We start from the raw sequence: 24575 nt of genomic DNA, 5'->3' as shown, positions 1-24575 counted from the left end.
GTTTGGGCTTGTATTTCCAGGTTTGGGAGAAACTGTTCCTACAATGACGATCTGGAAAAACGAATTGAGCATCATGAAATATCTATACTTCATACTGTTATTGACCCTAAGCTCGGGCGCATTTGGCCGCAGTGGTAGCGATACCCTTAGGCTAACCCTGCAGCAGGTGGTTGATTTGGCTAAGGCCAACTCTATAGCCGCTAAACAGGCTGCAACTACACGCGAAACCAAATATTGGGAATATCGCACCTACAAATCAAACTATCAGCCGCAGCTGGCTTTAAGCGGTATTTTACCGGGTTATACTAAAACATTTTCGCAAGTGCAACAGCCTAATGGTACCTTCCTTGTACAGCCTATTCATAATGATAACTCACAGCTAAGGCTTGACTTTAGTCAGAGTATTGCGGCTACAGGTGGTACCATTTATGGAACCACGCAATTACAACGGTTTGATGATTTTGACAGGCATAATGTATTATACAACGGCATTCCTTATGGTATAAATTATGCCCAGCCGCTGTTTCAGTTCAATAGCTTAAAGTGGGATAAAAGGGTTGAGCCTTTAAAATATAATGAAAGCAAGCAAGCTTACATTGAAGCCCAGGAAAAGATAGCGGTTGATGTGGAAGGTTACTTTTTCGATCTGCTGCTGGCACAGGTAAACCTCAAAATTGCCGAAACAAACCTGACAAATACAGAGGGGATTATCAAAATAGCCAACTTAAAGTATGAGTTGGGAAAAGTATCAAAGAACGATATACTTCAATTACAACTTGAAAAAATCAACGCGCAAAAAGCGGTAGGCACCGCCAAACGCGATTTGGAAATTAGCACACTTACACTACGTAGTTTTATAGGGCAGGCAGGGGATGACAGGATAGTTTTGGCAGTTCCGAAAGATATCAACAACATGACCGTTTCGTCGGATAGGGTGCTTGCCGAGGCCAATGCTAACCGGTCGGCAGCCATAGCTTTTTTGCGCCGTCTTGCCGAAGCTAAACGTGATGTGGCTAAGGCCAAAGGTCAAAACGGGCTCACCGCCACGCTAACCGCCAGTTTGGGTTTTTCCAATACGGCTACAAATATTCCGGATGTATACAAGAACCCGCAAAACCAACAAGTGCTTGAGTTGCAGCTATCGATACCGATATTGGATTGGGGCAGATCAAAATCAAGGGCCAAGACGGCGCTTGCTAACCAAAAGCTTACAGAATATGCCGTTGAGCAGGATAAGCAAACTTTTAAGCAGGAGATAATTACCCAGGTGTCGCTTTTTAATATGATGAAAGAGCAATTGGTATATACCGCCAGTGCCGACAGTATTGCCGGCGAAAAATATAAGATAGCCCGCGAACGCTATGTGCTTGGCGATCTGAGCATCACCGATCTTGGTATTGCCTTTCGCGAAAATGACCAGGCCCAGCGTGATTATGTAAGCGCTCTCCGCGATTTTTGGGGAGCCTACTATCAATTGCGCTATCTTTCGCTTTACGACTTTGAAACAAACAAAAAAATAACCTATAACTAAATCAATAACTCAATAATTCAAACCTAACGATATGATCCGTTTACAAAACATTGAAAAGGTGTACCGCACCGATACCATCGAAACTCTGGCCTTAAACAGCGTAAGCCTTGATATTGCCAAAGGCGAATTTTTATCCATTATGGGACCTTCAGGCTGTGGCAAAAGCACGCTGTTAAATATCATGGGCCTGCTTGATGCGCCATCAAAAGGGGAGATCAGGATTGATGATCAAAAAACAGGAGGCATGAATGATAAGCAGCTGGCGCAGTTCCGCAATAAAAAGCTGGGTTTTATTTTTCAGAGCTATCATCTTATTAACGACCTGCAGGTGCTTGATAATGTAGAACTACCCTTGCTATACCGTGATACCACCGCTAAACAACGCCGCGAACTGGCTGCCGAAGCATTGGAGAAAGTGGGATTGGCTAATCGCCTGAAACATTTTCCTACGCAGCTATCAGGTGGTCAGCGCCAGCGTGTAGCCATAGCACGTGCTATTGTAGGCAGGCCAGAAATTATTTTGGCCGATGAGCCAACAGGCAACCTGGATAGCGCTATGGGTAACGAGATTATGGAGATCCTGCTTAGCCTTAACCGCAACGACGGTACTACCATAGTAATGGTAACGCACGATGAAAATATGGCCCACAAAACCCATCGTTTGGTGCGCCTTTTTGATGGTGCCCAGGTTCAATAATTAACCGGTTTTAAAATAGAAAGTCATGCTTAAAAATTATTTTAAAATAGCCATAGCGGTACTCAAGCGCCGCAAGTTTTTTACGTTCATCAGCCTGTTTGGTATCAGCTTTACTTTAACTATATTAATGGTTTTAACCGCTTTTATTAACAAGGTAATTGGGGATAACTACCCGGATAAAAAACGGGATAGATCATTGTACATTAACAGGATCCAGGAATCGGGAGATAATAATATGATGTCAAGTACGTTGTCTTATTATTTTTTGAGCCATTACACCGGCATGATGAAAACCCCGGCTAAAGTTGCCATATCATCTATGTTTAAGGGTACCAATACCTATGTCAACAATAAAAAGATAGCGGTTAATTTTAAATATACCAATGCTGAGTATTGGGACGTGCTCGATTATGATTTTACCGAAGGTAAGCCATTCAACAAGCAGCAGGTAACCAATGCAGATCGTGTCGCGATTATATCTGAGGATATGAAACGTCAGTATTTTGGCGATGTAACAACAGTAGTAGGCAAATACATCGAGGCAGATAACGTCGACTATCGTGTAATTGGCGTTGTGAAAAACGTACCTGTAACTAATTACATGCTTTACAGTGATATCTATTTACCTTATACCGTATCAAAAGAAGATTATAAGAGTAAGGGGTACCTGGGTGCTTATATGGCAATCTTGCTTGGCAACTCGCCGGGCGATATACCTAAAATGCAGGCCGAATATGAAAGTATCATATCAAGGGTACCTGTGGAACGAAAAGAATTTAAACACGTTTACAGCCATGCCAACACATTTTTCAGGAGCTATGTTGATACCGGCAACGAGAAGCAATCGGGCGTGTTTATCGTGGTTACGGCTATAAGCATTTTCGTATTTATTTTTACCCTGCTGCCAACACTTAACCTGGTCAATATCAACATCACCAGGATTATGGAGCGATCTTCAGAAATTGGTGTTAGGAAGGCTTTCGGGGCATCATCAAAAACATTGGTTTACCAGTTTCTCGTTGAAAATCTGATACTTACTATGCTCGGCGGCGTAATCGGAACGGTGTTATCAATATTTGCGCTTTACGCCATCAACAACGCCAATTTGATAGATAACCTCGAGCTAAGCATCAATTTTACGGTTTTATTTATCGGCTTACTGGTGTGCCTTGTGTTTGGTTTACTATCGGGCGTTTACCCCGCATGGCGCATGTCAAAACTGAATGTGGTTACAGCGCTCAAAGCTTAATGATCATTTATCCTTAAATCAAAATATTATGTTTAAGCATCTATTTAAACTCATCTGGAATAAAAAGAAGCAGAACTTTCTGCTCATCACCGAAATGCTGGTGTCTTTCCTGGTACTTTTCGCGGTATTTACGTTGCTGATGTTTTACTACAACAACTACAAAAAGCCAATGGGCTTTGATTACCAGGATGTATGGGTGATCAATTATAATAATTCATACCAAACAAAAAATGTCGATTCGCTTGACCTTTACTACGAAACGCTGCGCAAAACAATAAAATCATTGCCGCAGGTAAAAGAGATCACTTTTGTGAGCGGCAATATCCCATTTTCGTCGCGAACGAACCAAAGTGGCTTAACATTTAAAGGCAAGCACATAGATCATCTGAATAATTTTACGGTAGAAGATTACTATAAAAATGTAATGAATGTTACGCTGTTGGAGGGGCGTTGGTTTAATAAACAAGATGTGGTAAGCAAAAATCAAAGCATTATCATTGACTCCGATTTAAAAGAGGCAACATTTGGCAATGAACCTGCCGTTGGTAAGCTTTTAGGTAATGATGATGATAAAAATAAGTTTAAGGTAGTTGGCGTAATTCAAACCATTAAAAGAAATGGCGACTATCTGAAAGCCGGCCCGGGCATGTATTTCAGAACAGATACCGGTTCGTTCCGCTGGCTCGATAAAATACTGGTTAAAGTTACCCCCGGTGCCGACGCTGCCTTTGAAGGGAAGCTGTACAAAACCATGGCCAACTATATGAAAAACGCCAATGTTGAAATAGAGCATCTTGCCAACAAACGTACGGATGCAAATTATTTTGCGCTGGTGCCTATGATCATATTAGCCATTGTGAGCACATTTTTAGTGATTAACGTGGCGCTCGGCTTGTTTGGCGTGCTGTGGTATAATATCAACAAACGCAGGAGCGAGATAGGTTTACGCCGGGCCATTGGTGCCACGGGCGGCTCTGTATCGGCTCAATTGGTGTCCGAATCCATGATCCTGGCAACGCTGGCTCTCATTGTTGGTACTTTTTTCGCTATTCAGTTTCCATTGTTGAATGTATTTGATTTGCCTGCTATTGTTTATATCGAAGGCATATTATTATCTGTTTTATTTGTTTACCTGTTGGTGCTTGTTTGCTCGCTTTACCCCGGCAAACAGGCGGCGGCTATTTACCCTGCTGTTGCTTTACACGAAGAATAATTACGATATTGACCGCTTGTTATGATATTGGTTATTGATGATGATATTGCCGTACGCACCTCGCTGATCTTGCTGCTGAAAAGTGAGGGTTACGATTCTGCGAGCACCGGCGAACCTACTGAAGCCCTCAAGATCATCAGGAAAAAAGCTCCCGAACTGATCATTCTTGATCTTAATTTTTCGATAGATACCTCGGGGCAGGAGGGAATGGATCTGCTCGGAAAGATCAAGGCTTTTAGCAGTGCCATTCCGGTGATCCTGATAACCGGCTGGGGCAGTATTGAGCTGGCAGTTAAAGGCATGAAGCTTGGCGCCAACGATTTTATCAATAAACCCTGGGTTAACGAGCACCTTATCCAATCGGTAAAAACACTGCTCGAGCTGCAGGATAAAAAGACAGAGCATCGTACCCGCAAGCAATTGGATAAAACCTACAATTTTGAAAATATTGTAGGCGAGGATCCACGGATGCTCGATATTTTGGAAACTATTGGCCGCGTGGCTTCAACCGATGCTTCGGTATTGATTATGGGCGAAAGCGGTACCGGTAAAGAGTTGATTGCCGAAGCAATTCATCAGAATAGTCTCCGCCGTAATAAGCCATTTATTAAGGTTAATCTGGGCGGTATTTCTACCTCATTGTTTGAGAGCGAAATGTTTGGCCACATCCGAGGCGCGTTTACGGATGCCCGGTTTGACAGGGTAGGTCGTTTTGAAATGGCCAACAAGGGTACCATTTTTTTAGACGAAATAGGTGATTTGGATGCCAGTAGCCAGGTAAAACTGCTCCGTGTATTGCAGGATCGTACCTACGAGGTATTAGGTAGCAGTCGTACCAAAACCGTAGATACCCGTGTGGTTTGCGCGACAAATAAAAACCTGAACGAGATGGTATCTCGTGGTACTTTTCGTGAGGATTTGCTTTATAGGATCAACTTGATCACGGTTTACCTGCCGGCTTTGCGCGAGCGGCCGAAAGATATTCCTTTGCTGGTTAGCTTTTTTATTAATAATTTAAAGCAGATCTATAACCGGCCTAATCTGTCGGTAGCGCCATCGGCCATGAAATGGTTACAGCAGCTACCTTTACCTGGTAATATCAGGCAATTGAAAAACCTGGTGGAACGTTCTATTTTAGTGAGCCGGCGGGATGAATTAAGTATTGATGATTTCCGGTCGCAACTGGAATTATCGCCGGTAAAAAAGGGAAATATCCAGTTGCCGGGAGTGGGCACCTTAACTTTAGAAGAGGTAGAGGTAGAAATGATAAAGCGGGCCTTAGATCATCATAAAAATAAGATAAGTAAGGCGGCAGCGGCGCTGGGCCTCACGCGCAGCGCCCTGTACCGGCGCCTCGAAAAATACCAGATCCCGTACGATGAAGCTGAGGACTAAATACATTTTATTTGTGGTGATCCTGCACCTGCTAACACTGGTGCTTGCATGGTTTATTTTTATCGATAATAAAATCTATTTTATCATAGCCGAAGCTTTTGTTCTGATATCGGCAGCTGTGGCTATACAGCTTTACCGCCAGCTTGTACTGCCTTTAAAAATGTTGTTACAGGGTATTGAAGCCATAAAAGACAAAGATTTTAATGTAAAGTTTCTTTCAACCGGTAAGCTGGAGGTTGATGCGCTGATTGATGTTTATAACCAAATGATGGACGAGCTAAGAACCGAACGGACACGACAGGAGCAACAGCATTTCTTTTTAGAAAAGCTGATCCATACCTCGCCAACAGGTATTATTATTCTTGATTTTGATGACCGCGTGCAGCAAATAAACCCTAAAGCTTTGCAGGTTTTGGCTATTGATGAAAAAGCCGTAGTTGGTGAATTGATTGGGGAATTAAAGCATCCTGTTTTTGCACATATCAAAGCCCTTAAATCGGGCGAAACTGTGGTGGTGAAGCTGGACGGCGTTAACTCGTTCAAACTACAAAAATCCCACTTTATCGACCGTGGATTTTCGCGGCATTTTATCATGTTGGAAGATTTGACTGCCGAGATCCTTGCGGCCGAAAAGAAGGTTTACGGCAAAGTGATCAGGATGATGGCGCATGAGGTTAATAATACCATCGGCCCGGTAAATTCCATCATGCAATCGGCCATGAAAACCGATCAGCTTTGGGCCGGGCACGATTTCGACCCAATAAAAGATGCCTTGCAGGTAGCTATGGACAGAAACCAGAACCTTAACCTGTTCATGCGCAACTTTGCCGATCTGGTTAAACTGCCGCCGGCCAACAAGCAGCCCGTTATGTTACAAAAGCTCGTAGAATCGGTAGTAAAGCTGATGAGTATCCGTGCCGAAGAAAAAGGCGTATCGCTTAATCTTGATTTACCGGAAGAACCAATCAAGATCATGGCTGATGAGCAGCAACTGGAACAGGCTTTTATTAATATCGTTAAAAATGCCATCGAGGCTATTGACGGCAACGGTTCGGTAACATTTGCTATCGATCCCAAAGAAAAAAAGCTAACCATTACCGATACCGGCAAAGGCATTAGTCCCGAACAGCAGGTTAACCTGTTTACTCCATTTTTCAGCACAAAAAAAGATGGACAAGGCATAGGCCTAACCCTGGTGCGCGAAATCATGCTGAACCATGGATTTGAATTTTCATTGAAAACTGTTGCCGAAAGGCAGACGGGGTTTGTGATTTATTGGGATTGAGATAAAAGATAGAAATAAGTATTCCGCCGCCGCTTCGCCTCCAGGCGAGTGGCGATTATCAAACGGCCTCTGGCCGCCGTGGCAAAAGAGGGCGATGGCTTAGAAAAACAAATAAAAGACATGTCATTGAGCGTAGCGTAGCAATCTGGTAGCCAATGCATGTCCGATCTGCATAGCTACGAGATTGCTTCGTCGTTCCTCCTCGCAATGACATAGCTTTTTACACCAACATTACGGGCAATCTTTCAACTTCCCTACTGTTGTGTCCAGGAGGTGAGTGGCAGCAGTTATTTGGTATGAAAAAACAAAAAAGCTGCCCCGAAATAACGGGACAGCCAGGCAATAAAATAGGGGTACAAATATTATTAATAGCCGGTGTTTTGCTGCAGTTTTGAGTTTAAGATAAGCTCGGCAGATGGGATTGGGAAAAGGCGTTTATTAACGTCTTTATCTGTTTTATAACCCCATGATTCTTCATATTTTCCAAAGCGGATCAGGTCGTTCCTTCTCCATGTTTCCCAGTTTAGTTCGCGTGCGCGTTCCTGTAAAAGGTTGGGAAGGTCAACGCTGCTCCAGGTAGCTGCTTTGCGTTTAGTCCTTAATTGGTTAATTAGCGATAGAGCTGTTTCTCCATTTGTTGGAGTAGCGCCCCTCAAAATGGCTTCGGCTTTCATCAGCAGTATATCGGCATAACGGAAAACCGGTACGTCGTTACTTTGGTTACGGTCGGTTGCTGTAACATCCGGGTAATATTTATTATTGCGGATACCTTTTGCTTTACCCAGCTCGTCGCCGCCAACCTCAAAGGTAGGTACGTCGACCAGGGTAAGATCGGGCGTAAAAGTTAACTGGTAATCAACCGGGGCAGTAGGATCGGGGCCGCTGTATGAAGCATCCAAACCTTTTTTAGTCGTTTTAATGATGATAGGATTACCTGCAAAATCATATTGCTTGCCAATAAGCCAAAGGCTGGTACGGATGTCGTTAGGATCGTTAAATTGAGCATAGTACGACGGAATGGTGCTGCATGGGTTACTTAAACGGTATAACAAACCATATTTGGCCTGTAGTGCCGGGTGTAGCGAATACCAGCTAAACTGCTCACCCTGTGCCAGCGCATGATCATAAGGGATGGCAAAAATAAACTCCTTAACCTTAGGGCCGTTATCCGGATAAAACATCTTTAAATAATCATCCTCAAGGGCGTATTTTCCTGATTGCATAATGTTATCGCACATTTTAACCACATCGTTATAGCGGCCGGTACCGGTGTAAACCTCAGCATTAAGGTACATTTTGGCCAGTATAGCGTAGGCGGTGAACTGGGTTGGCCTACCATAAGTTGTCTGATCAACTACGGTACTCAGGTTAGGGATCACCTCGTTTAATTCTTTCTCGATAAAGGCAAATACATCTTTACGCGCGGTAGTAGCAGGTTTATCGGCAGAGCCGAATGTGGTAACCACAGGAATGTTGCCGTATAAGTCCATCATAAAGAAAAACATCATGGCACGTGTTGCCCTCAGTTCGGCAATGGTAGTGGCTTTTGCAGCGTTATCCGGTGATGAAGCAAACGTAGCTATGATGCGGTTACAGGTACTGATGGTACCAAAACCCCATGTCCAGGCATCCTGAACCTGTGGCAGGTCGGCATTCCAGTTGTGATAGTGCAACTGTTGGTAACGGCCGCCGTCGCGCCAGCCACCTGCCCTTGCCGGCATAATAGCCTCATCGGTACTCAGGGTTTGCATTTGCCAGTATGATTGCGCAAATGAGCCTCTAAGCTGGGCGTAAGCCGCTCCCGAAGCCAGAATAAACTGTTGCGGGGTAGTAGGGAAGTTTGATGGAGTTAATTCGGTTTCAACAGGCACATCAACTTTGGTGCATGATGATATGGTAATGGCCGCGAAAAGCAGGGCACAGTATTTATGAATGGAAGTTTTCATGTTGATCTTTTAATGGTGTTTGATTTAAAATGATGCACTTAAACCGAACAGGAAAGCCCTGGTGCGCGGGTAATAGTTTTTGTTATCGATACCCGGTGTAAGTCCGCCTAATGAAATCTCCGGATCGATGCCCTTATAGCCGCTTATAACGGCCAGGTTATTACCTGATACATACACGCGTAAATTGCGGATGCCCGGCGTAAATTTAGGGAAAGTGTAACCAAGGGTAGCGTTATCCAGGCGCAGGTATGAGCCGCTTTCAATGTAACGGTCGGAGTATAAATAGGCGTTCACATCCTTAGGCGACTCATTGGCCGATGATGCGGGCAGGTTATAACTCCTTACGTCGCTGGTACGGTTTAAATCTGCCAAGGTAGCGTTCAGGATCTTGCCCCCAAGCGAGCCACGTACAAACACGTTAAGATCGAAATTGCCATAGCTAAAGCTGTTATTAAAGCCGAACACCAATTTAGGCTGTGCGTTGCCGGCATAAAAATAGTCTTTAGATGTTGGCGTGGTGGTAACGCCGCCGCTGTGGCTGTAAAACTGCGATACACCATTGGCATCTTTACCGGCATATTTGTATAGCAGGAACTGGCCTACCGGGTAACCCGTTTTCAGGATCTGAACCTTATAACCTGTTTCACCCTGGCCACCCGGTTCTGCCTGCGGAATAGAGTCAAGTTTAAAGCTGCTGTTTGACAGCGATACCAGTTTGTTTTTATTGTGCGCTATGTTAAGAGAGGTATTCCACTTAAAGCTGCTTGTAGCTACAGGAGTAGCGTTAATGGTAACCTCGTAGCCTTTATTAGAGATTGAACCCACATTGGCTGTTAACGTACCAACAAAATACTGGGTGGTTGATACCGGGTAAAAGTAAATCAGGTCGTTGGTTTTTTTGTCATAGGCTTCGATAGTTCCGCTCAACCTGCCGTTGAATAAAGAGAAATCCAAACCTAAGTTGTACATGGTGGTTTTTTCCCATTTCAAGTCGGGGTTAGCATTTTGCGAGGGGCCTATTGAATTGGTGAACACACCATTATAATAAAATGCACCAGCCGAACCGTATTTGATCTGTGAGATGAGCGGGTCAAAGCCCAGCGAGTTACCGGTGATCCCGTAGCTGGCCCTTAATTTCAAATCGTTAAATAAATGCTGGTTTTGCATGAACGACTCTTCGGTGATCCTCCAGCCTAATGAAGCAGAAGGGAAGGTGCCCCATTTATTGTTTGCACCAAACGCTGATGAACCATCGCGCCTTAACGATAATTGTAACAGGTATTTGTTGTCATAGCTGTACTTAGCGCGGCTGTAGTAAGAGATCAAACGGAGCTTTTGATATAGGTTTGGTCCCCAATCGGTCCTGAAATCACCTGCCGGCGAGCCAAGGCCGATGTTCAGGTACCCGATATCATCTGTAGGGAAATTACGGTTGTTGGCCTGGAAGCCATCGCCGTTTACGTCCTGTTGTAAGCTGTAACCTGCCAATACGTTAATATCGTGCTTGCCTGTGGTCTTAGCATAAGTCAAAAAAGTTTCACCCACTTTACGGGTATTTTCAAATGACGAGCGGTAAGCTTCGCCATGAACGCCCTGGTCAAGCGTATACTGGCTGTTGTAATAAGCGCCGCCGTTAACCTGCTCATTCTGGGTAGACAGGCTAATGTTATAAGTAAAACCCAACGGGAGTTTTAACTCAGCAGTAGCATTTATTAAGCTCAGTTTGCTTTTGGTTTTTTGGTAAGCATCGGCCAGTAAAGCAACCGGATTATAATATTGTATGCGTTGCAGGTTTTCTGTATAAGCGCCATTTTGCATTACCGGAACAGTTGGCAGGTAGCGCAGCATGTTATACAACACAATGTTTTGATTGGGGATGATGTCTGAATTACTTGTGCTGTTGTTTACAGATAAGCCTAATTTCAAACGGTCATTAAATGCCTTTTGCTCTACCGCCATTTTGGTAGTGAAGCGGTTGAGCGCGCTGCCTTTTAAAATGCCTTTATCATCAAAATAATTAACCGAAGCACTGTAAGTAGTCTGATTAAAACCACCTGTAAGGGCAACGTTATGGTTTTGCGAGTAAGCGGTACGGCTTACCTCTTTTTGCCAGTCGGTGTTAGCGCCTTTTTGGTCGGATGGGTCTAATGCCAGGTTATTTTTGCTCAGGTAATCGGCAAGCTGTGTAGCATTCATCATTTTAATGCTGTTGGCAATTTTTTCGACACCGGCATAAGCATTGTATGAAATGGCGGTTTGACCGCTTTTGCCTTTTTTAGTAGTAATGATGATTACACCATTAGCCGCGCGGGTACCATAAATAGCTGTGGCGGAGGCATCTTTTAATACATCGATGGTTTCGATATCATCAGGAGCAACAAGTCTGTAATCGGCACCGGCTACGCCATCAATCACATAAAAAGGTTCTTGTGCAGGGCCGGTGCGCAGGGTTGAAGGGCCGCGTAAACTAATAGACGGGTTTTCATTCGGATCGCCGGAGCGGGTGATATTTAAGCCGGCAACTTTACCCTGTAGTAACTGCGCCGGGTTGCTCAAGGCGCCCCGGTTAAAATCTTTATTCTGAACAGTTACGATAGAGCTGGTAAGTAATTTACGCGATTGCTTGCCGTAGCCCACAACCACAACTTCCTTCAAAGCAGCTTGATCGGATTTTAATGTAATATCAAGCGTACTGCCCGACACTGTTGCTTCACGCGGTTGATAGCCAATAAACGAAAATACCAATATGCTATTTTCCGCCGCTTCAAGGTGGTAGTTGCCGTTTGCGTCGGTAACTGTTCCGTCGGCGCTTTCTTTTATCCTTATCGAAACGCCGGGTAAGGCTTCGCCTGTTTGCGAATCGGTTACCTTGCCGGTAACACGCAGTATTCTTGACGAGGTTTGTACATAAATGGTTTGATCGGCCCTTTTAAATGACAAGCCCGACTGTTTAGCTATTTTTTTTAATACTTCGTCGATAGGCTGGTTATTTTCAGAAAGGCTGATTTTTTTGCCCAGCTGCGCTTCAGTTGCATTGTGTATAAAATGTAAGCCGGTTTGTTTTTCAATTAAGGAGAATACTTCTTTGATTGATTTCCCGGTAACCTGGATGGTGCAAACCGGATCGGAAGTACGGCTTTGGTTTGTTGCTCCGGCCTGTACAACCGTGCACATCAAATAAATCGCACTTAAAAGTGAGAATATATATTTTTTCATATTTTTGAGATTGCTAATACTAATTTGAATTGGGCCCTTTGGCGAGGACCTGATTACGGAGCAGGCGGTGTGATCTTATCATGCTGCCTGTTGTTGTTTTATGCTTTTCTTTATTTCATTAAGTTTACCTTTCTTGTGCTTAGTTACATTTACCGGATATGATCATGGCCTTATCCTGCATTTTCCATGATATATCCGAAACCATTTTTATTTGTTCCATCACTTTATTTAGCGGGATATTATCAAAAGTGCCCTTCAGTTTACAGCGCAGCAGGGTACTGTCCTGCAGTTTTACAGGTACGCCATACCATCTGCTCAGTTTCTTAGCGGCGTCGGTCCAGTTGTCGTAGTTAAACACCAGCTTATTTTCCTTCCAGCCGGTAATATCTTCAGTTATAAAATCGGTAACACGCGCCTGGCCATCGCTTTTTGAATAGATCATTTGCTTACCAGGATCAAGAATGACACGTTTGGACAGATCATTATTCATATCAACCTGAACCTTGCCCTCCACAAGCGATACCGTGATATTGCTGTCATTAACATAGGCCGATACGTTGAAATGCGTGCCCAATACCTGGGTAGCAACTTTACCCGTATGTACAATGAATGGTTTCTGCGGATTGCGTTTTACATCAAAAAAAGCTTCGCCATCTAAATATACTTCACGTTTCTCGTCGTCAAAATTTCCTGCAATGTGCAGGTTACTCGATGCATTGAGTGTTACAATGGTACCATCGGGCAAATTGATCTTCTTTTTTTGTCCGGGTGGGGTATGGTTTTCAATAAAGGCTAATGTATTGGCAGTTTTATTGCTGATGCGGGTTTTATAAAACCAGAATGCACAAGCCAGGAACAATACCGAAGCCGCTACTGCAAGTACAGGCCTTAGTTTTAAAATAATGGCATTTGGTTTTGGCGCTGCCTGTTGGTTGGATGGCGTACCCAGCTGATCTATTTTTTTACTAAGGCGGTTTAGGGCATCATTAGCTTTGATAGTATTACTGGGAACGGGCTTCCTGGCCGACCAGATCTCTGCGATATCTTCAAACGCGTCAGAAAATTCCTTATCGGTTTGAACTTTTTGCAATAAATACTGGGTTTCCTCTTCGGATATTTTTCCCTCCAGGTAGCCTATGATCAATAGGTAATGATGTTCATCCATGTGCGCCATTTTGAAGTAAGTATTCAAAAGGCTGCAATCCGATTACATGATTTTACGATTTAATGTAATGTTAATATTGTGACTAATTATTTAACAAAAGCAGGCGCTTCCGGCAATAATTAATGGCCCGGTAAATATGGGTTTTTACCGTATTGGGCGAGATGTTTAAAATTTCGGCAATTTCCTGGTGCTCAAGCTGGTGCTGCCAGCTCATTAAAAAAATGAGTTTTCCCTGCTCCGGTAATTCATCTATGAAACGCTCAATCATGAGGCGGCGTTCTTTCCTGAACAGGATCTCATCGGGGTGGAGGTGATCGCCGATAGGTTTATCCGACGCGTATTCTTCAGGCAACAGTTCAACTTTTTGGCTTTTGCCTTTCAACGTATAAACCCTGTTTTTGATAGCCCCGTACAGGTATGATTTTATGGAGGTATGGATCTGCAGCCGCTCTCTTTTTACCCAGAGGTCTAAAAACAGATCAGCTATAATGTCTTCACCGTCATTATTATCTGCTCCTAAAAACCTGCAGAAATCTGACAATAGCGGATAGTATTTTAAAAATAAAGAATTAAATGCTTCCCTGTCGTCTGTTTTAATTTTCGACAGTAATTCTATATCCTCCATTATCATTTTATCGGTTCGGCAATTATATAACTAAGGTGTTACAATGCTCTGTTTTTGTAGATTAAGTTATTGTTAAACTTTATCGCATGTTCATTCCTACGATAGGATGTGATTTTCTTAATAAATTAATAAGATCGTATTAGTTTTTGCTTAATCCTTTTAGTAATGTTGTAAACCAATTTAAATGTTACGTTAACAGATAATCATATCGCAATTACATCAACTATGCAAAGACGGCATTTCCTAAAACTTTCTGCAACTACATCGGCGGCCTTGCTTTTCAGTAGGCTTACTTACTCGGCTTCAAAGGGTGCCGCTATCATGAACGCTCCTGATGAAGTTTGGGCGCAATCGGGTACCGAATGGGTTAAGCTTAAAGCCTCAGGCGGATCGCACTACAGTTACAAAGAGATCAGCGTGAATTTGAAAACCAATGGCAATGCGCTGGGTATTTATGTATCATCGCCAAAGCAGGAATTAAACGCGGTGCGTTTAAAATGGAAGCATAACACCGGTGCATCTGCCAAATTCCTGGGCGATCACTGGGAACGTTCTTACGGCGACCTGGAATGGAAAACAATGACCGCGGGTATTAAAAATCCATGGTACGTAATTATACATGATGAAAAGCAAACAGCTTGTTTCGGTGTGAAAACCGGCGCCAATAGTATTTGCTGGTGGGGCGTTAATGCCGATAATATCGAGCTTACTTTAGATACAACCTCAGGCGGGGTAGGCGTATTATTGCGTGACAGACAACTGCACGCTGCTGATGTTATCACCGCTAACGCCAAAGCCGGCGAAGACACTTTTGCCGCCACACATCGCTTTTGTAAAATGATGTGCGATAAACCACGCATCCCCAAACAACCGGTATACGGTATTAACGACTGGTATTTTGCCTACGGTAACAATTCGGCCGATTTGATCAAGAAAACAACAGCGATGATGGCCGAACTGGTTACAGACCATAGCAATAAACCTTTCTCGGTAATTGATGCAGGCTGGGCAACTTACTCGCCATTGTTACCGGGTGATGGTGGCTGGAACGATGATTTTTCAAAGCCGAACGATAAGTTTAAAGACATGCATACCCTTGGCGATGAGATCAAAAAACTGGGTATGCGCCCCGGCCTCTGGATGCGCCCGCTTTGTGCAAGGCACGATGAAAAGGCGAGTTTGCTGGCGCCAAAGATCCCCGGCAGGGATAATCCTAAAAATCCAACGCTCGACCCAACCATTCCCGAAAATATAGCCAGGATCAAACATAATTTTGATGTGTACAAGCAATGGGGCTACGAAATGGTGAAGCATGATTTTACCACTTACGATATTGCCGGTCGCTGGGGTTTTGATATGAAGGATAGCTTTACTTCGCCGGGCTGGCACTTTAATGATAGATCAAAAACCAATGCCGAGATCATCCTGCACCTTTACCGCTCCATCCGCGAGGCTGCCGGTGATGGCATTTATGTGATAGGCTGTAATACCATGAGCCATCTTTCGGCAGGCGTATTTGAGCTTTGCCGTATTGGTGATGATACCAGTGGTCATGAATGGGCGCGTACCCGTAAAATGGGGGTTAACACGCTGGCTTTCCGCCTGCCGCAACACAACGCATTTTACGCTGTAGATGGCGATTGTGTGGGTTTAACAAAAGATATTGAATGGAAAAGAAACAAGCAATGGCTGCAATTATTGGCAGAAAGCGGTGCACCGTTGTTTATCTCGGGCCAGCCTGAGGCGATGGGCGAGGAGCAGAAGAAAGCCGTGAAAACAGCATTTGCACAAGCCGCTAAAGTACAGCCACTGGGCCAGCCATTGGATTGGATGGAAACCATGCTGCCAACTAAATGGAAGTTGAATGGCAGAGTTGTAGATTTTGATTGGGCATAAGGAAACGACGTTTAATCACGATGTCATTGTGAGTGAAGCGTGGCAATCTCGTAACTATTCTGTCGGATATGTCAAACCGATGGTACTGGCGACGAGATTGCCGCGTCGCCCCCTTACTTTACCCACGCTGCTCCTCGCAATGACATGATTTTTATTTTTTGGAAACATAGTCGCTCTGTAGAGCATGCGACTGCTTCATCGTTCCTCCTCGCAAGGACGCTATTTTTAGATAAAGGCAACCCCTGCGCATCCACAGCCGTAACCAACAATAAAGCCGGTAATAAACCTGGCTTTATTGTTAACACCCCTTGAAGCAGATTCTCAAAAGCATAGGCTTAATACTTAATCACCAGGAGAAAGCAAAATTCATCAGACTTATTATAGCTGATATTGTTGTTGCGCTGCTGGATGTCGCTTTTTTAGGTTTGCTGCTGCTTATCGTTAATTTTTATACTCAAGATACGGCGCATAACCTGGGTTTTTTGCCGGCTTCCATTGCCGATAACCGCTCCCTGTGGCTTATCGGGATTTTCCTGGTACTGTTCGCTTTAAAAAACTGTATCGGGTTTTTCGCTCAAAATGCCCAGCATCATTTTTTTTATGATGTGGCCTCGAGGTTGTCTGAAAGAAACATCCGGAATTATCTTGATGATGATTATAACGCATACGTGCATATAGATTCATCAATCCATACCCGGCGTATCAGTCAGCAACCTATTGAGTTTAGCCATTACATTCTAACCAATTTGCAGCAGATCATCTCCCAATCGGTATTGATTGTTTTTACCATTGGAGCAATTATGCTGTATCATCCAGCTTTATTTGTGTTGCTGTTTGTGTTGTTGCTGCCGCCTGTTGGCGTTTTAGGTTGGTTCATCAAAACTAAACTAAAAACCATTCGCGGGCAGATCAAAGCTGTGAGTGAAAAAACACTCCAGCATTTAAATGAATCGTTGGCGGGTTATGTTGAAAGTAATATTTACCAAAAAAATGGCTTTTTTAGTCGTAGGTTTTTTAGCTATCAGCAACAGTTAAACCAAAATATAGCCTCGCAGCAAACCTGGCAAAATCTGCCTTCGCGGCTAATGGAAGTTTTTGCTGTGCTGGGCTTTTTTATCCTCATCGCTGTAAATAAATTAATGGGCGATACGGAAGTAGTCAGTATCCTTACTATCGGCATTTTCGTGGCTGCGGCGTATAAGATCATTCCTGGTATTGTCAAGATCCTGAACGCCAGTGGACAAATGAAAACCTATGAGTTTATACTGGCCGATCTGGTGGTTGAAGAAAGCGATAAACCACAAATTAATGACACTGTTGACGAACATATCACCTCATTGAAATTTGAAAAAGTAAGTTTCAGTTATCTGGAAAAGCCAGTTTTAAATGAGGTTTACTTTGAGATGGCTCCCGGCGATATTATGGGGATTTCGGGCAATTCGGGTAGGGGGAAAACAACCATCATTAATTTGTTAACCGGCTTTTTAGAACTGACGGCGGGGGGTATCTATATTAATGATAAAATTACCGCTGCCACTACGCGCAGGTTATACCGTAAAAATATTTCGTTGGTAAAGCAGCAGCCCTTCTTTATTTATGATACTATCGCTAAGAATATTGTGCTCGATGATGCAGCGATCGATGAGGAAAGGCTTGCCGAAGTATTAGCATTTTGCGGCTTAAATAGACTAATTGCCGGTTATCCCGAAGGTATAGAAAAGATCATTACCGAAAACGGCAAAAATATCAGCGGCGGTCAACGCCAAAGGATTATGCTGGCGAGGGCACTTTATCATAATTGCGATCTGTTGATATTGGATGAACCTTTCAGCGAGATGGATGCCGATGCTGAAAATGAAATGCTGGCTAAACTGCAACAATTGGCCCTGCAGGGTACCATGATTATCCTGATCACACATAACAAAGCCAGTTTGGGGATTTGTAATAAGGTGATATCGCTATGAAATGTTTTTTCTGGTCGAAGTTTAGCGATAGTGTAACTTCGTCCTTAAACAAGGGAAGCATCCTGCTTCCGTGTATTAAAATAAGTAAGGAATTTTCCTAAAACAAGCTATGGAGTGTTGATTAAGCTGAAAGCTTAACCAATTTGGGGACGAAGTTGCGCTATCGCTAAACTTCGACCAGTAACTGATTTTATCACTTGTGATTTACGTTACAAACGTAAACCCAGGTTAAGCGCTCGTTGCAAACGAGCGCAAGGTTTTTGAAGCAAGAATTGATATTATACCAACCCCTCCGCTATCTCCTCAATCCGTTCTGCAATAGCTTCAAACGATAGGTTTCGCTTGTAGTATTCCATTGATAATCTTCGCTTTTCTGCCACATTCATTTGCGATGTTTGTTGAAGTACGGCAAGTAACGCGGCTTCGTTTCCCGGCTCGTATAATACCCCGCATTCGCCGTTATTTGTGATCATCCTGAACGAGAGGATATCGGTTACCAGCGGCACACACCCGCAGGACATCGCTTCGCAAATAGCGGTGCCACTGCCTTCGTAATGCGATCCGGAGATTATAAAATCGGCACTGTTATACCAATATAACAGATCGGCGTGGGGTACTTTGCCTATTAGTTGTATGGTTTCTTTATTTCGTGAAGCGTTTATCAATTTGTTGATTTCAGGAAGCAGTTCTTCCGTATGATAGATCATATACAGTTTTACTCCGGGAGAGCCCTGAGCAAATTTTAAAAAGGCCTTCACTACGTTAAGCGGGTCTTTATTGTCATTTAAACGGCCCACCCACAAAAATACCGGGGCTTCTTTAGTGTTGGTTTGAGATTCCGCTTCCGGGCGGTCAATCGGAAAAAATACAGACGACACTTCCATTACTTCGTGTATTTTTTCTGGTGATTTGAGATTGCCCGCTGCTACCCATTCCAAGCCCATATCATGCGAAGCAAACAGGTAGGCATGGGCATATCTATCCGCCAGTTTTTGCAGCAATTTTTTGATCCCGCCGGGAAATGGTTTCTCGGCATGGTTTTGAACAATGATGGGGATATGCTTATCCAGCATCAACCCAAGCTGGATAAGCTGCACGGGTTGATGCAAGCCATGGAATATCACAATATCGGGCTTTAAATTTTTAACATACAGATTAAGCCGGAAGTTAAAATACAGTTTCTTCTTGCTGAAATTTACAAAATGATAGGCGATGTTATTATGGCTAACAATACCTTCATAATTGATCTGCTTTACGTTGATCACCTCGTGCCGTTTGCTGAGCTGGTCCATAAGACCGGTATAACCCAGGGTGCGGACAAACCATGCTTCAGGATCATCAAAATCGGGCGAATAGTTGTAACTGACGAAAACGTATCTCATTAAAATAAACCCTCAATACTGGTATAATTGCTGTTTTGAAATTGCAGGAAACCCACGTGGTACAATGATTCTGGATTGGGTTTTAATACTTTGTTATTAATCACCCTGCCTATCATGAGCATGTGGTAGCCCATTTTTTTATGCTCAAACACTTCTATCTCTTTATATCCGCCCGAACACGCAGGTACAGGAAAACCGAAAACTTCGCTTTTAACGGTATCAAATGGTAATTGATCTACCGGCGTTGGAGCTGTGCTTGAATGTTTACCCAGGTTATAAACCGAATTGATGTCGACCGTATCCGTGTCACATACCACAACTTTGCCGGCGTTCAGGATTTTATCCAGTGTAATATTGGTTGTGCGTAGTCCTAATAAGTAAATACCCTCTTCCTCAATATAGCCGTGAATATCCATCGGGAAAACGTTGCAATATTCATCATCGGCATAGGAAACAATAATGATGCTGCGTGGATAGGAGTACAGGGCACTAACTACTTTGCGACTATCGTAGGTGTTCTTCTTTGATCGTAGGAAATACCTGAAAAGCATCTCTCGTTTCAGCGCATTAAGCTGGTGGTTTCTGACACTTTCTATCCTTAACAAAAGCAGGCTTCCTTTTCCGGTATTTATAGTTTCTATCAACGATACATTGATAGAAGCGCCCAACATGCCGTTGGTTTTAAATTCAATGATAGCGTTTGCTGCGTTTAAGTCCGCCGCCTCATGGGCGGGTAGCCAGGCCGCCATACAAAACGGATCAAGGCATATCATGCTGTTGTTGCGGGTGATATCAAGATTTTTACCTGCAACGTTCAAAAAAACCTTTTCCCTGATCTGGCTTTGCTGCAGGCGGGTTATGTAGAAGGTTTTTATAGGACTTCCGTTAAACAGAAGTTTTCTGATCGGTTGAGTTATCATATCAAACACTTAAAAAATATCTATATCGGCAAAAGCAAATGCCATTTTATCAAGCGGCATTCGTGCGCCAAGGTCTTTAACAATTACGGGGAATGAAGGGATTGGCTCGGCATAGCGTTTCAGAAAAGTGTTCAATGCAGATCGCTTATCGGCCTGGAATTGCAGTTTTCGTAATCCCAATCGTCTGGCTATTTTCTTAAGCCTCGGTATAATATCGCGCAGGTCGTTAGTTGCAATATTGATATCGCCTATTATCATCCCGTCGGCAATCCTGAACCATACCGAAGTATCGCCTGTTTTAATGGTAAAGCTTTCGGTATATGTTTTATGGCCAAGATAATAGCCATCCCTGTGCAGCCCATGGAAGCCTTCATTAATCAACGTGCTTGGCACTCCGCACTGTAATGACGCATACTTTTTGATCACTCGTTTTGCATACCATCCGTACACCCCTTTTAAAAGCGGGAACTTATTGGCCAATCTTTCCAGCGGGAGGGCTTTAACCGGGATAATAAAACATTCCATTTGGGCGGACACCTGCCAGTCGAGCTTGTTTATAAAGCCCGGCAGGGAGTTTTGATTGGGAAAGCCAAACAGGATCCGGACATCTTCCGTATAGCAAAGTTCATAAGTAAGCTCGGCCAGTTTAATGAACAGTCCTTTGCCCCGGTGATCGGGATGGGTCATGGTATCTGCCGATTGGGCAGCCAAAACAGGCTGCCCATCACAGTTTATAAAACAGGGGATCACGCCGTAAAACGCTGCGGGTACGTCACCGGCATAGGCCAGATAACCGGTATACATGACGCCGGTAAATGCAGTATTATACTTTCGGGCGAAGAAATCGGACGGTAATGCTTTGCCATAAACTGCTTTATGCAGACTGGTCATGTCGGCAAGCCGTTCCTCGGTTAAACGCTCTATCCTGTACCCGTTGCTATGCATAGCTCCCCCTTATTATTGCGTTTAACTGGTTGGCAGTGGATATGAACGGGTTTACGGTAAAGCGTTCGCGTAAGGTATTATCCTGCCCATCCTTGGTATTCATAAAATCAGTAACGAGCAGTTGCGTATAACCGGCTGCTTTGGCATCTTTTAAAACCTGCTCATTGTATGAGCCATAAGGGAAAGCAAAGCTGCTGATTGGCTTGCCTGTTAAATTTTCAAGATATTGCCTACATATGGTCATTTCGCTTGCCGCACTTATTGAAGGGATACGTGCAAGATCATTATGGTAATAACCATGCGCCTCGATGTTTACATAAGCCGAAGCAGACATGGTTTTAATTTGTGCCGGAGTCATCTGCAGCCAATAATCATCATCCTGCCGGTTTGCTTTAAAACCTGTAAGCTGCTCAAGAAAACTCATGAGTGCTGCTTTTTCGTTGAACCCGGTCGATCTCAGCTTGTCGGCATAAAGGGCGCCGTTTTCATCAACATATTTGTTGTTCCGGTTTTTACGATAGGTTTGATCTTTATACGTGAACTTTTCGGGGCCGTAATATCCGACAATGCTTAGCATATCGTTCCATAAAATATCAAAACCTGCATCGCGGATGGCTGTAACAAAAAAGGTAGCCGGTATACGATACTTGGTCAGTAAGGGCAGAACGTAATGGTAGTTGTTGGCCAGCCCGTCATCAAAAGTTAGGCAGATGTTAAATTTCTCATCACTGAAATTCCCTGCATAATAATCATCAAGCGAAACCACGTTGAAGTACTTTTTATAGTACTGCAGGTGTTCTTCAAACCTTTCGCAGGTCAGGAACAGGGTGTTGAATTTATGCGGATCGCCTTTACAAACATTGTGGTAAAGGATAATGCGACTTCCGCGGGCATTTTGATAAAGCTCCTTATCCAGTCCCAAAACATGGCGTGCATCGCCGCTTAAATAAGTAGCCTTCCGCTTTGATCTTGACCATATTTTTTTGATGATACTCATGCAGCTGGCTGTATAGGATAGGGCACAGGAAAACCGGCGTCGGGTTTATAGCTTTTTATTTCGGCTATTAATCCGTGGATATCGCCCTGTATATATTTGAAACTATTACCGGTTAATATCTTATTATAACTCTGGGTGATGATGCCTGTAAGCTGATGATAAAGCGACTCATCAAACAAAAGGATCTCGCCTTTGTGCATTACCAATAAAATATCATCAGGAGTAACATCATAAAAGGCCTGCAGACTTGGCTTTCCGTTTGATTTGGCTATCACGATATCGGCATCAAGCCCGGCAATAAAGCTGCCGGTATTTAGCTTCCAGATTTTGGCCGGTAACGATGTAAGGGAATGATACAGCTCATGATCGGTAAGCATTTGCGTTTTGCGCGCAAGGCGGAGATGATGCCAGATATCCCAATGGCTGGTAAGCGTACTATCTGTACCAAATAAAATACCTGTTTTTGCTTTCAACTCATGAATGATGGCGGTTTTATCAAGCAGGAAATAATTGGATTCGGGACACCATACCAATGCCTTAAAGTGTTTGGCCTGCCTGGTATCCATAGCGACCCCATGAATACCAACCAGCCTCCGCCCGAACAGGTTCCATTTAATAAGCTGATCAATCTCCGTATGTGCTGCTTTGTTGGTGCCTTCGCCTGAATGGATCACTACAGGGAGGCCTATTTTAAGCGGGTTATTGAGCCGCTTTTTCCAGTTTTTTTCAAACTGAACCGAGTGGATATTTTGACAGTTTTCAAACACCGTGATCAGCGGATCATGTATGGTAACTTTTTCGCCGTGGTTTACAACGGTTGTTACACCGCAGAGCAGATTTTTATAAATTCCCCATTGCTCGCGCAAAGCAATAGGGATCTTCAATACAGATGAAATTTCATCGGCATAAACCCGATGGATATGTTTGCCCCATTCAGTGTAGCTTTCATAAGTTTGATTGCCTAACTGGGGGAAAAGGTTAAAATCAAGATGGTCATGTGAGTTAATCAATCCCGGAAAGGCAATGGCGTCAACAAAGGTGAGCTGCTCGCGGTCGTTGGCAATAGCGGGGGCAACCTGTATAATTTTGCCTTCGCTTATGCTTATGCTCACAGCAGCATTGTTTCCCGGTATGGTCACATTACTCAGTACCATCTGTTCTTCTTAAATGCAATCCGTAAATAATAGGGAAGCCTTTATATCGGTCGTAAACATGAAGCGCGTTTTTATCGGCATAGTAATGCTTCATGCTTTCGTCTATTTTAATTTCCTCTTCGGCAACCAGCTTAAAGTTGTTGTTCAATAGTAAATCTTTAATGGCATTTACCGGGTGCACATAATTTTCAACCGCTATAAAACTGTCGCCATGTTTAAATGTACGCTTGCCGCCGTTGGCCAGCGTGTGCGGGTGAAAATCGGTGATAATGATATCGCCATTAGGTTTCAGGATCCGCATCCAGGCTTGCAGAGCAGCGTCAATGTTTTTGATATGGGCAACCGTAAGCGTTGAAACTATAGTATCAAAACTACCCGAGGGCATATCGCCAAACAGGTCATCGGTAATGCGGTAAATATTAGCCGAAGGGAATTTTTGCTGCAAGCGGGCCAGCATCCCACCGGAGGTATCAAAACCTGTAAGCTTTTCAGGGTTTAATGCAAACAGCTTTTCCCAGTGCCTGCCGGTGCCGCAGCCTATATCGGCTACATTTTTCCCGGTAATAACCGTATCTGTAACCAGTCGCGGAAACAATACCTCATCCAGATCAAGCATCAAGTTGCCAGGCTGTTGGTCATAGTTTTCGGCCCAGATGTCATACGCATCCACCGAATTTTTCTCCAGGATGTTTGGCGGGAAAAAGCGCTGCTTGATATAATTCTTTACAGTTTGGATCACAGTACAGGGGATTTAAATACAACCTTATATCAGCAAATACGGCTATTAAATAATAATGGTTGCCAATCACTTTATTTATAACCGCAGGCAACCCGGATAAAAAACAGGGCGTATTTATTAACGTGAGAGTGATTGTGCAGAGGCTCAGAGATAATTGTTGTATGGGCAATCCCCCCGCATTTGTGATTGGGTATGGCAGTGGGTTTTATTTTGGATGTTGGCTCTGTACTGGCAGGGGTGCTTTACAGGCCGCTTA

General features: G+C 43.7%; 18 protein-coding genes. 8 read left to right on the top strand and 10 right to left on the bottom strand.

Annotation, left to right across the window (positions count from 1 at the left end):
• The first annotated feature begins 73 nt into the window (after positions 1 to 73).
• From DUL71_RS13085 to DUL71_RS13060, 6 genes are read left to right on the top strand one after another with little or no spacing between them, the layout of a single operon-like run.
• Positions 74 to 1531: a TolC family protein gene (locus DUL71_RS13085; protein ID WP_114938564.1), complete on the top strand. Its 1458-nt coding sequence runs from the start codon at positions 74 to 76 to the stop codon at positions 1529 to 1531.
• A gap of 31 nt (positions 1532 to 1562) precedes the next feature.
• Complete coding sequence (locus tag DUL71_RS13080; protein ID WP_114938465.1) at positions 1563 to 2228, top strand: ABC transporter ATP-binding protein; 666 nt, start codon at positions 1563 to 1565, stop codon at positions 2226 to 2228.
• A gap of 25 nt (positions 2229 to 2253) precedes the next feature.
• Positions 2254 to 3477 carry an ABC transporter permease gene (locus DUL71_RS13075; RefSeq protein ID WP_114938464.1) on the top strand — a complete coding sequence of 408 codons (1224 nt, stop codon included), beginning with the start codon at positions 2254 to 2256 and terminating at the stop codon, positions 3475 to 3477.
• A 28-nt stretch (positions 3478 to 3505) separates the two neighbouring features.
• Positions 3506 to 4690, top strand: a complete 1185-nt coding sequence (locus DUL71_RS13070; RefSeq protein ID WP_114938563.1) for an ABC transporter permease — start codon at positions 3506 to 3508, stop codon at positions 4688 to 4690.
• Between the two features lie 21 nt (positions 4691 to 4711).
• On the top strand, positions 4712 to 6085 hold the full coding sequence (locus DUL71_RS13065) for a sigma-54-dependent transcriptional regulator (protein ID WP_114938463.1): 1374 nt from the start codon (positions 4712 to 4714) through the stop codon (positions 6083 to 6085).
• Positions 6069 to 7370, top strand: coding sequence for a sensor histidine kinase (locus tag DUL71_RS13060; RefSeq protein WP_114938462.1), 1302 nt, complete (start codon positions 6069 to 6071; stop codon positions 7368 to 7370). The genes DUL71_RS13065 and DUL71_RS13060 overlap by 17 nt, the downstream gene beginning before the upstream one ends.
• Positions 7371 to 7735: 365 nt before the next feature.
• Here the strand turns inward: DUL71_RS13060 and DUL71_RS13055 are convergent, their stop codons facing one another.
• The 4 genes from DUL71_RS13055 to DUL71_RS13040 all read right to left on the bottom strand — a co-directional run bounded on the left by DUL71_RS13055 (position 7736) and on the right by DUL71_RS13040 (position 14322).
• A complete protein-coding gene (locus tag DUL71_RS13055) occupies positions 7736 to 9316 on the bottom strand; it encodes a RagB/SusD family nutrient uptake outer membrane protein (RefSeq protein WP_114938461.1) in 1581 nt (526 codons plus the stop codon).
• A 24-nt stretch (positions 9317 to 9340) separates the two neighbouring features.
• The gene (locus DUL71_RS13050) at positions 9341 to 12532 is read right to left on the bottom strand and encodes a TonB-dependent receptor (RefSeq protein ID WP_114938460.1); all 3192 of its coding nucleotides are present in this window, start codon (positions 12530 to 12532) and stop codon (positions 9341 to 9343) included.
• Positions 12533 to 12671: 139 nt separating this feature from the next.
• A complete protein-coding gene (locus DUL71_RS13045; protein WP_161964431.1) occupies positions 12672 to 13697 on the bottom strand; it encodes a FecR family protein in 1026 nt (341 codons plus the stop codon).
• 82 nt (positions 13698 to 13779) lie between these two features.
• The gene (locus tag DUL71_RS13040; RefSeq protein WP_161964430.1) at positions 13780 to 14322 is read right to left on the bottom strand and encodes an RNA polymerase sigma factor; all 543 of its coding nucleotides are present in this window, start codon (positions 14320 to 14322) and stop codon (positions 13780 to 13782) included.
• A 225-nt stretch (positions 14323 to 14547) separates the two neighbouring features.
• Between DUL71_RS13040 and DUL71_RS13035 the strand changes: the two genes are divergently transcribed.
• Complete coding sequence (locus DUL71_RS13035) at positions 14548 to 16218, top strand: alpha-amylase family protein (RefSeq protein WP_114938457.1); 1671 nt, start codon at positions 14548 to 14550, stop codon at positions 16216 to 16218.
• Between the two features lie 308 nt (positions 16219 to 16526).
• Positions 16527 to 18182 (top strand): ATP-binding cassette domain-containing protein, encoded by a 1656-nt coding sequence (locus DUL71_RS13030; protein ID WP_114938456.1) that lies wholly within the window; start codon positions 16527 to 16529, stop codon positions 18180 to 18182.
• A gap of 278 nt (positions 18183 to 18460) precedes the next feature.
• Here DUL71_RS13030 and DUL71_RS13025 read toward each other — a convergent pair whose 3' ends face one another.
• The 6 genes from DUL71_RS13025 to DUL71_RS13000 are packed head-to-tail and all read right to left on the bottom strand — an operon-like array spanning position 18461 to position 24319.
• Positions 18461 to 19564 carry a glycosyltransferase family 4 protein gene (locus DUL71_RS13025; RefSeq protein ID WP_114938455.1) on the bottom strand — a complete coding sequence of 368 codons (1104 nt, stop codon included), beginning with the start codon at positions 19562 to 19564 and terminating at the stop codon, positions 18461 to 18463.
• Positions 19564 to 20484: a hypothetical protein gene (locus DUL71_RS13020; protein ID WP_154402379.1), complete on the bottom strand. Its 921-nt coding sequence runs from the start codon at positions 20482 to 20484 to the stop codon at positions 19564 to 19566. The genes DUL71_RS13025 and DUL71_RS13020 overlap by 1 nt, the downstream gene beginning before the upstream one ends.
• Positions 20485 to 20493: 9 nt before the next feature.
• Positions 20494 to 21429 (bottom strand): GNAT family N-acetyltransferase, encoded by a 936-nt coding sequence (locus DUL71_RS13015; protein ID WP_114938453.1) that lies wholly within the window; start codon positions 21427 to 21429, stop codon positions 20494 to 20496.
• The gene (locus DUL71_RS13010) at positions 21422 to 22426 is read right to left on the bottom strand and encodes a polysaccharide deacetylase family protein (RefSeq protein WP_114938452.1); all 1005 of its coding nucleotides are present in this window, start codon (positions 22424 to 22426) and stop codon (positions 21422 to 21424) included. The genes DUL71_RS13015 and DUL71_RS13010 overlap by 8 nt, the downstream gene beginning before the upstream one ends.
• Positions 22423 to 23580: an amidohydrolase family protein gene (locus tag DUL71_RS13005; protein WP_114938451.1), complete on the bottom strand. Its 1158-nt coding sequence runs from the start codon at positions 23578 to 23580 to the stop codon at positions 22423 to 22425. The genes DUL71_RS13010 and DUL71_RS13005 overlap by 4 nt, the downstream gene beginning before the upstream one ends.
• Positions 23567 to 24319, bottom strand: coding sequence for a class I SAM-dependent methyltransferase (locus tag DUL71_RS13000; RefSeq protein ID WP_114938450.1), 753 nt, complete (start codon positions 24317 to 24319; stop codon positions 23567 to 23569). The genes DUL71_RS13005 and DUL71_RS13000 overlap by 14 nt, the downstream gene beginning before the upstream one ends.
• Between the last annotated feature and the right edge of the window lie 256 nt (positions 24320 to 24575).

The organism is Mucilaginibacter endophyticus (assembly GCF_003351025.1).
Lineage (GTDB): Bacteria > Bacteroidota > Bacteroidia > Sphingobacteriales > Sphingobacteriaceae > Mucilaginibacter > Mucilaginibacter endophyticus.
The sequence above is the reverse complement of the archived record's forward strand: the minus strand, read 5'-3'. Positions and strand labels throughout refer to the sequence as shown.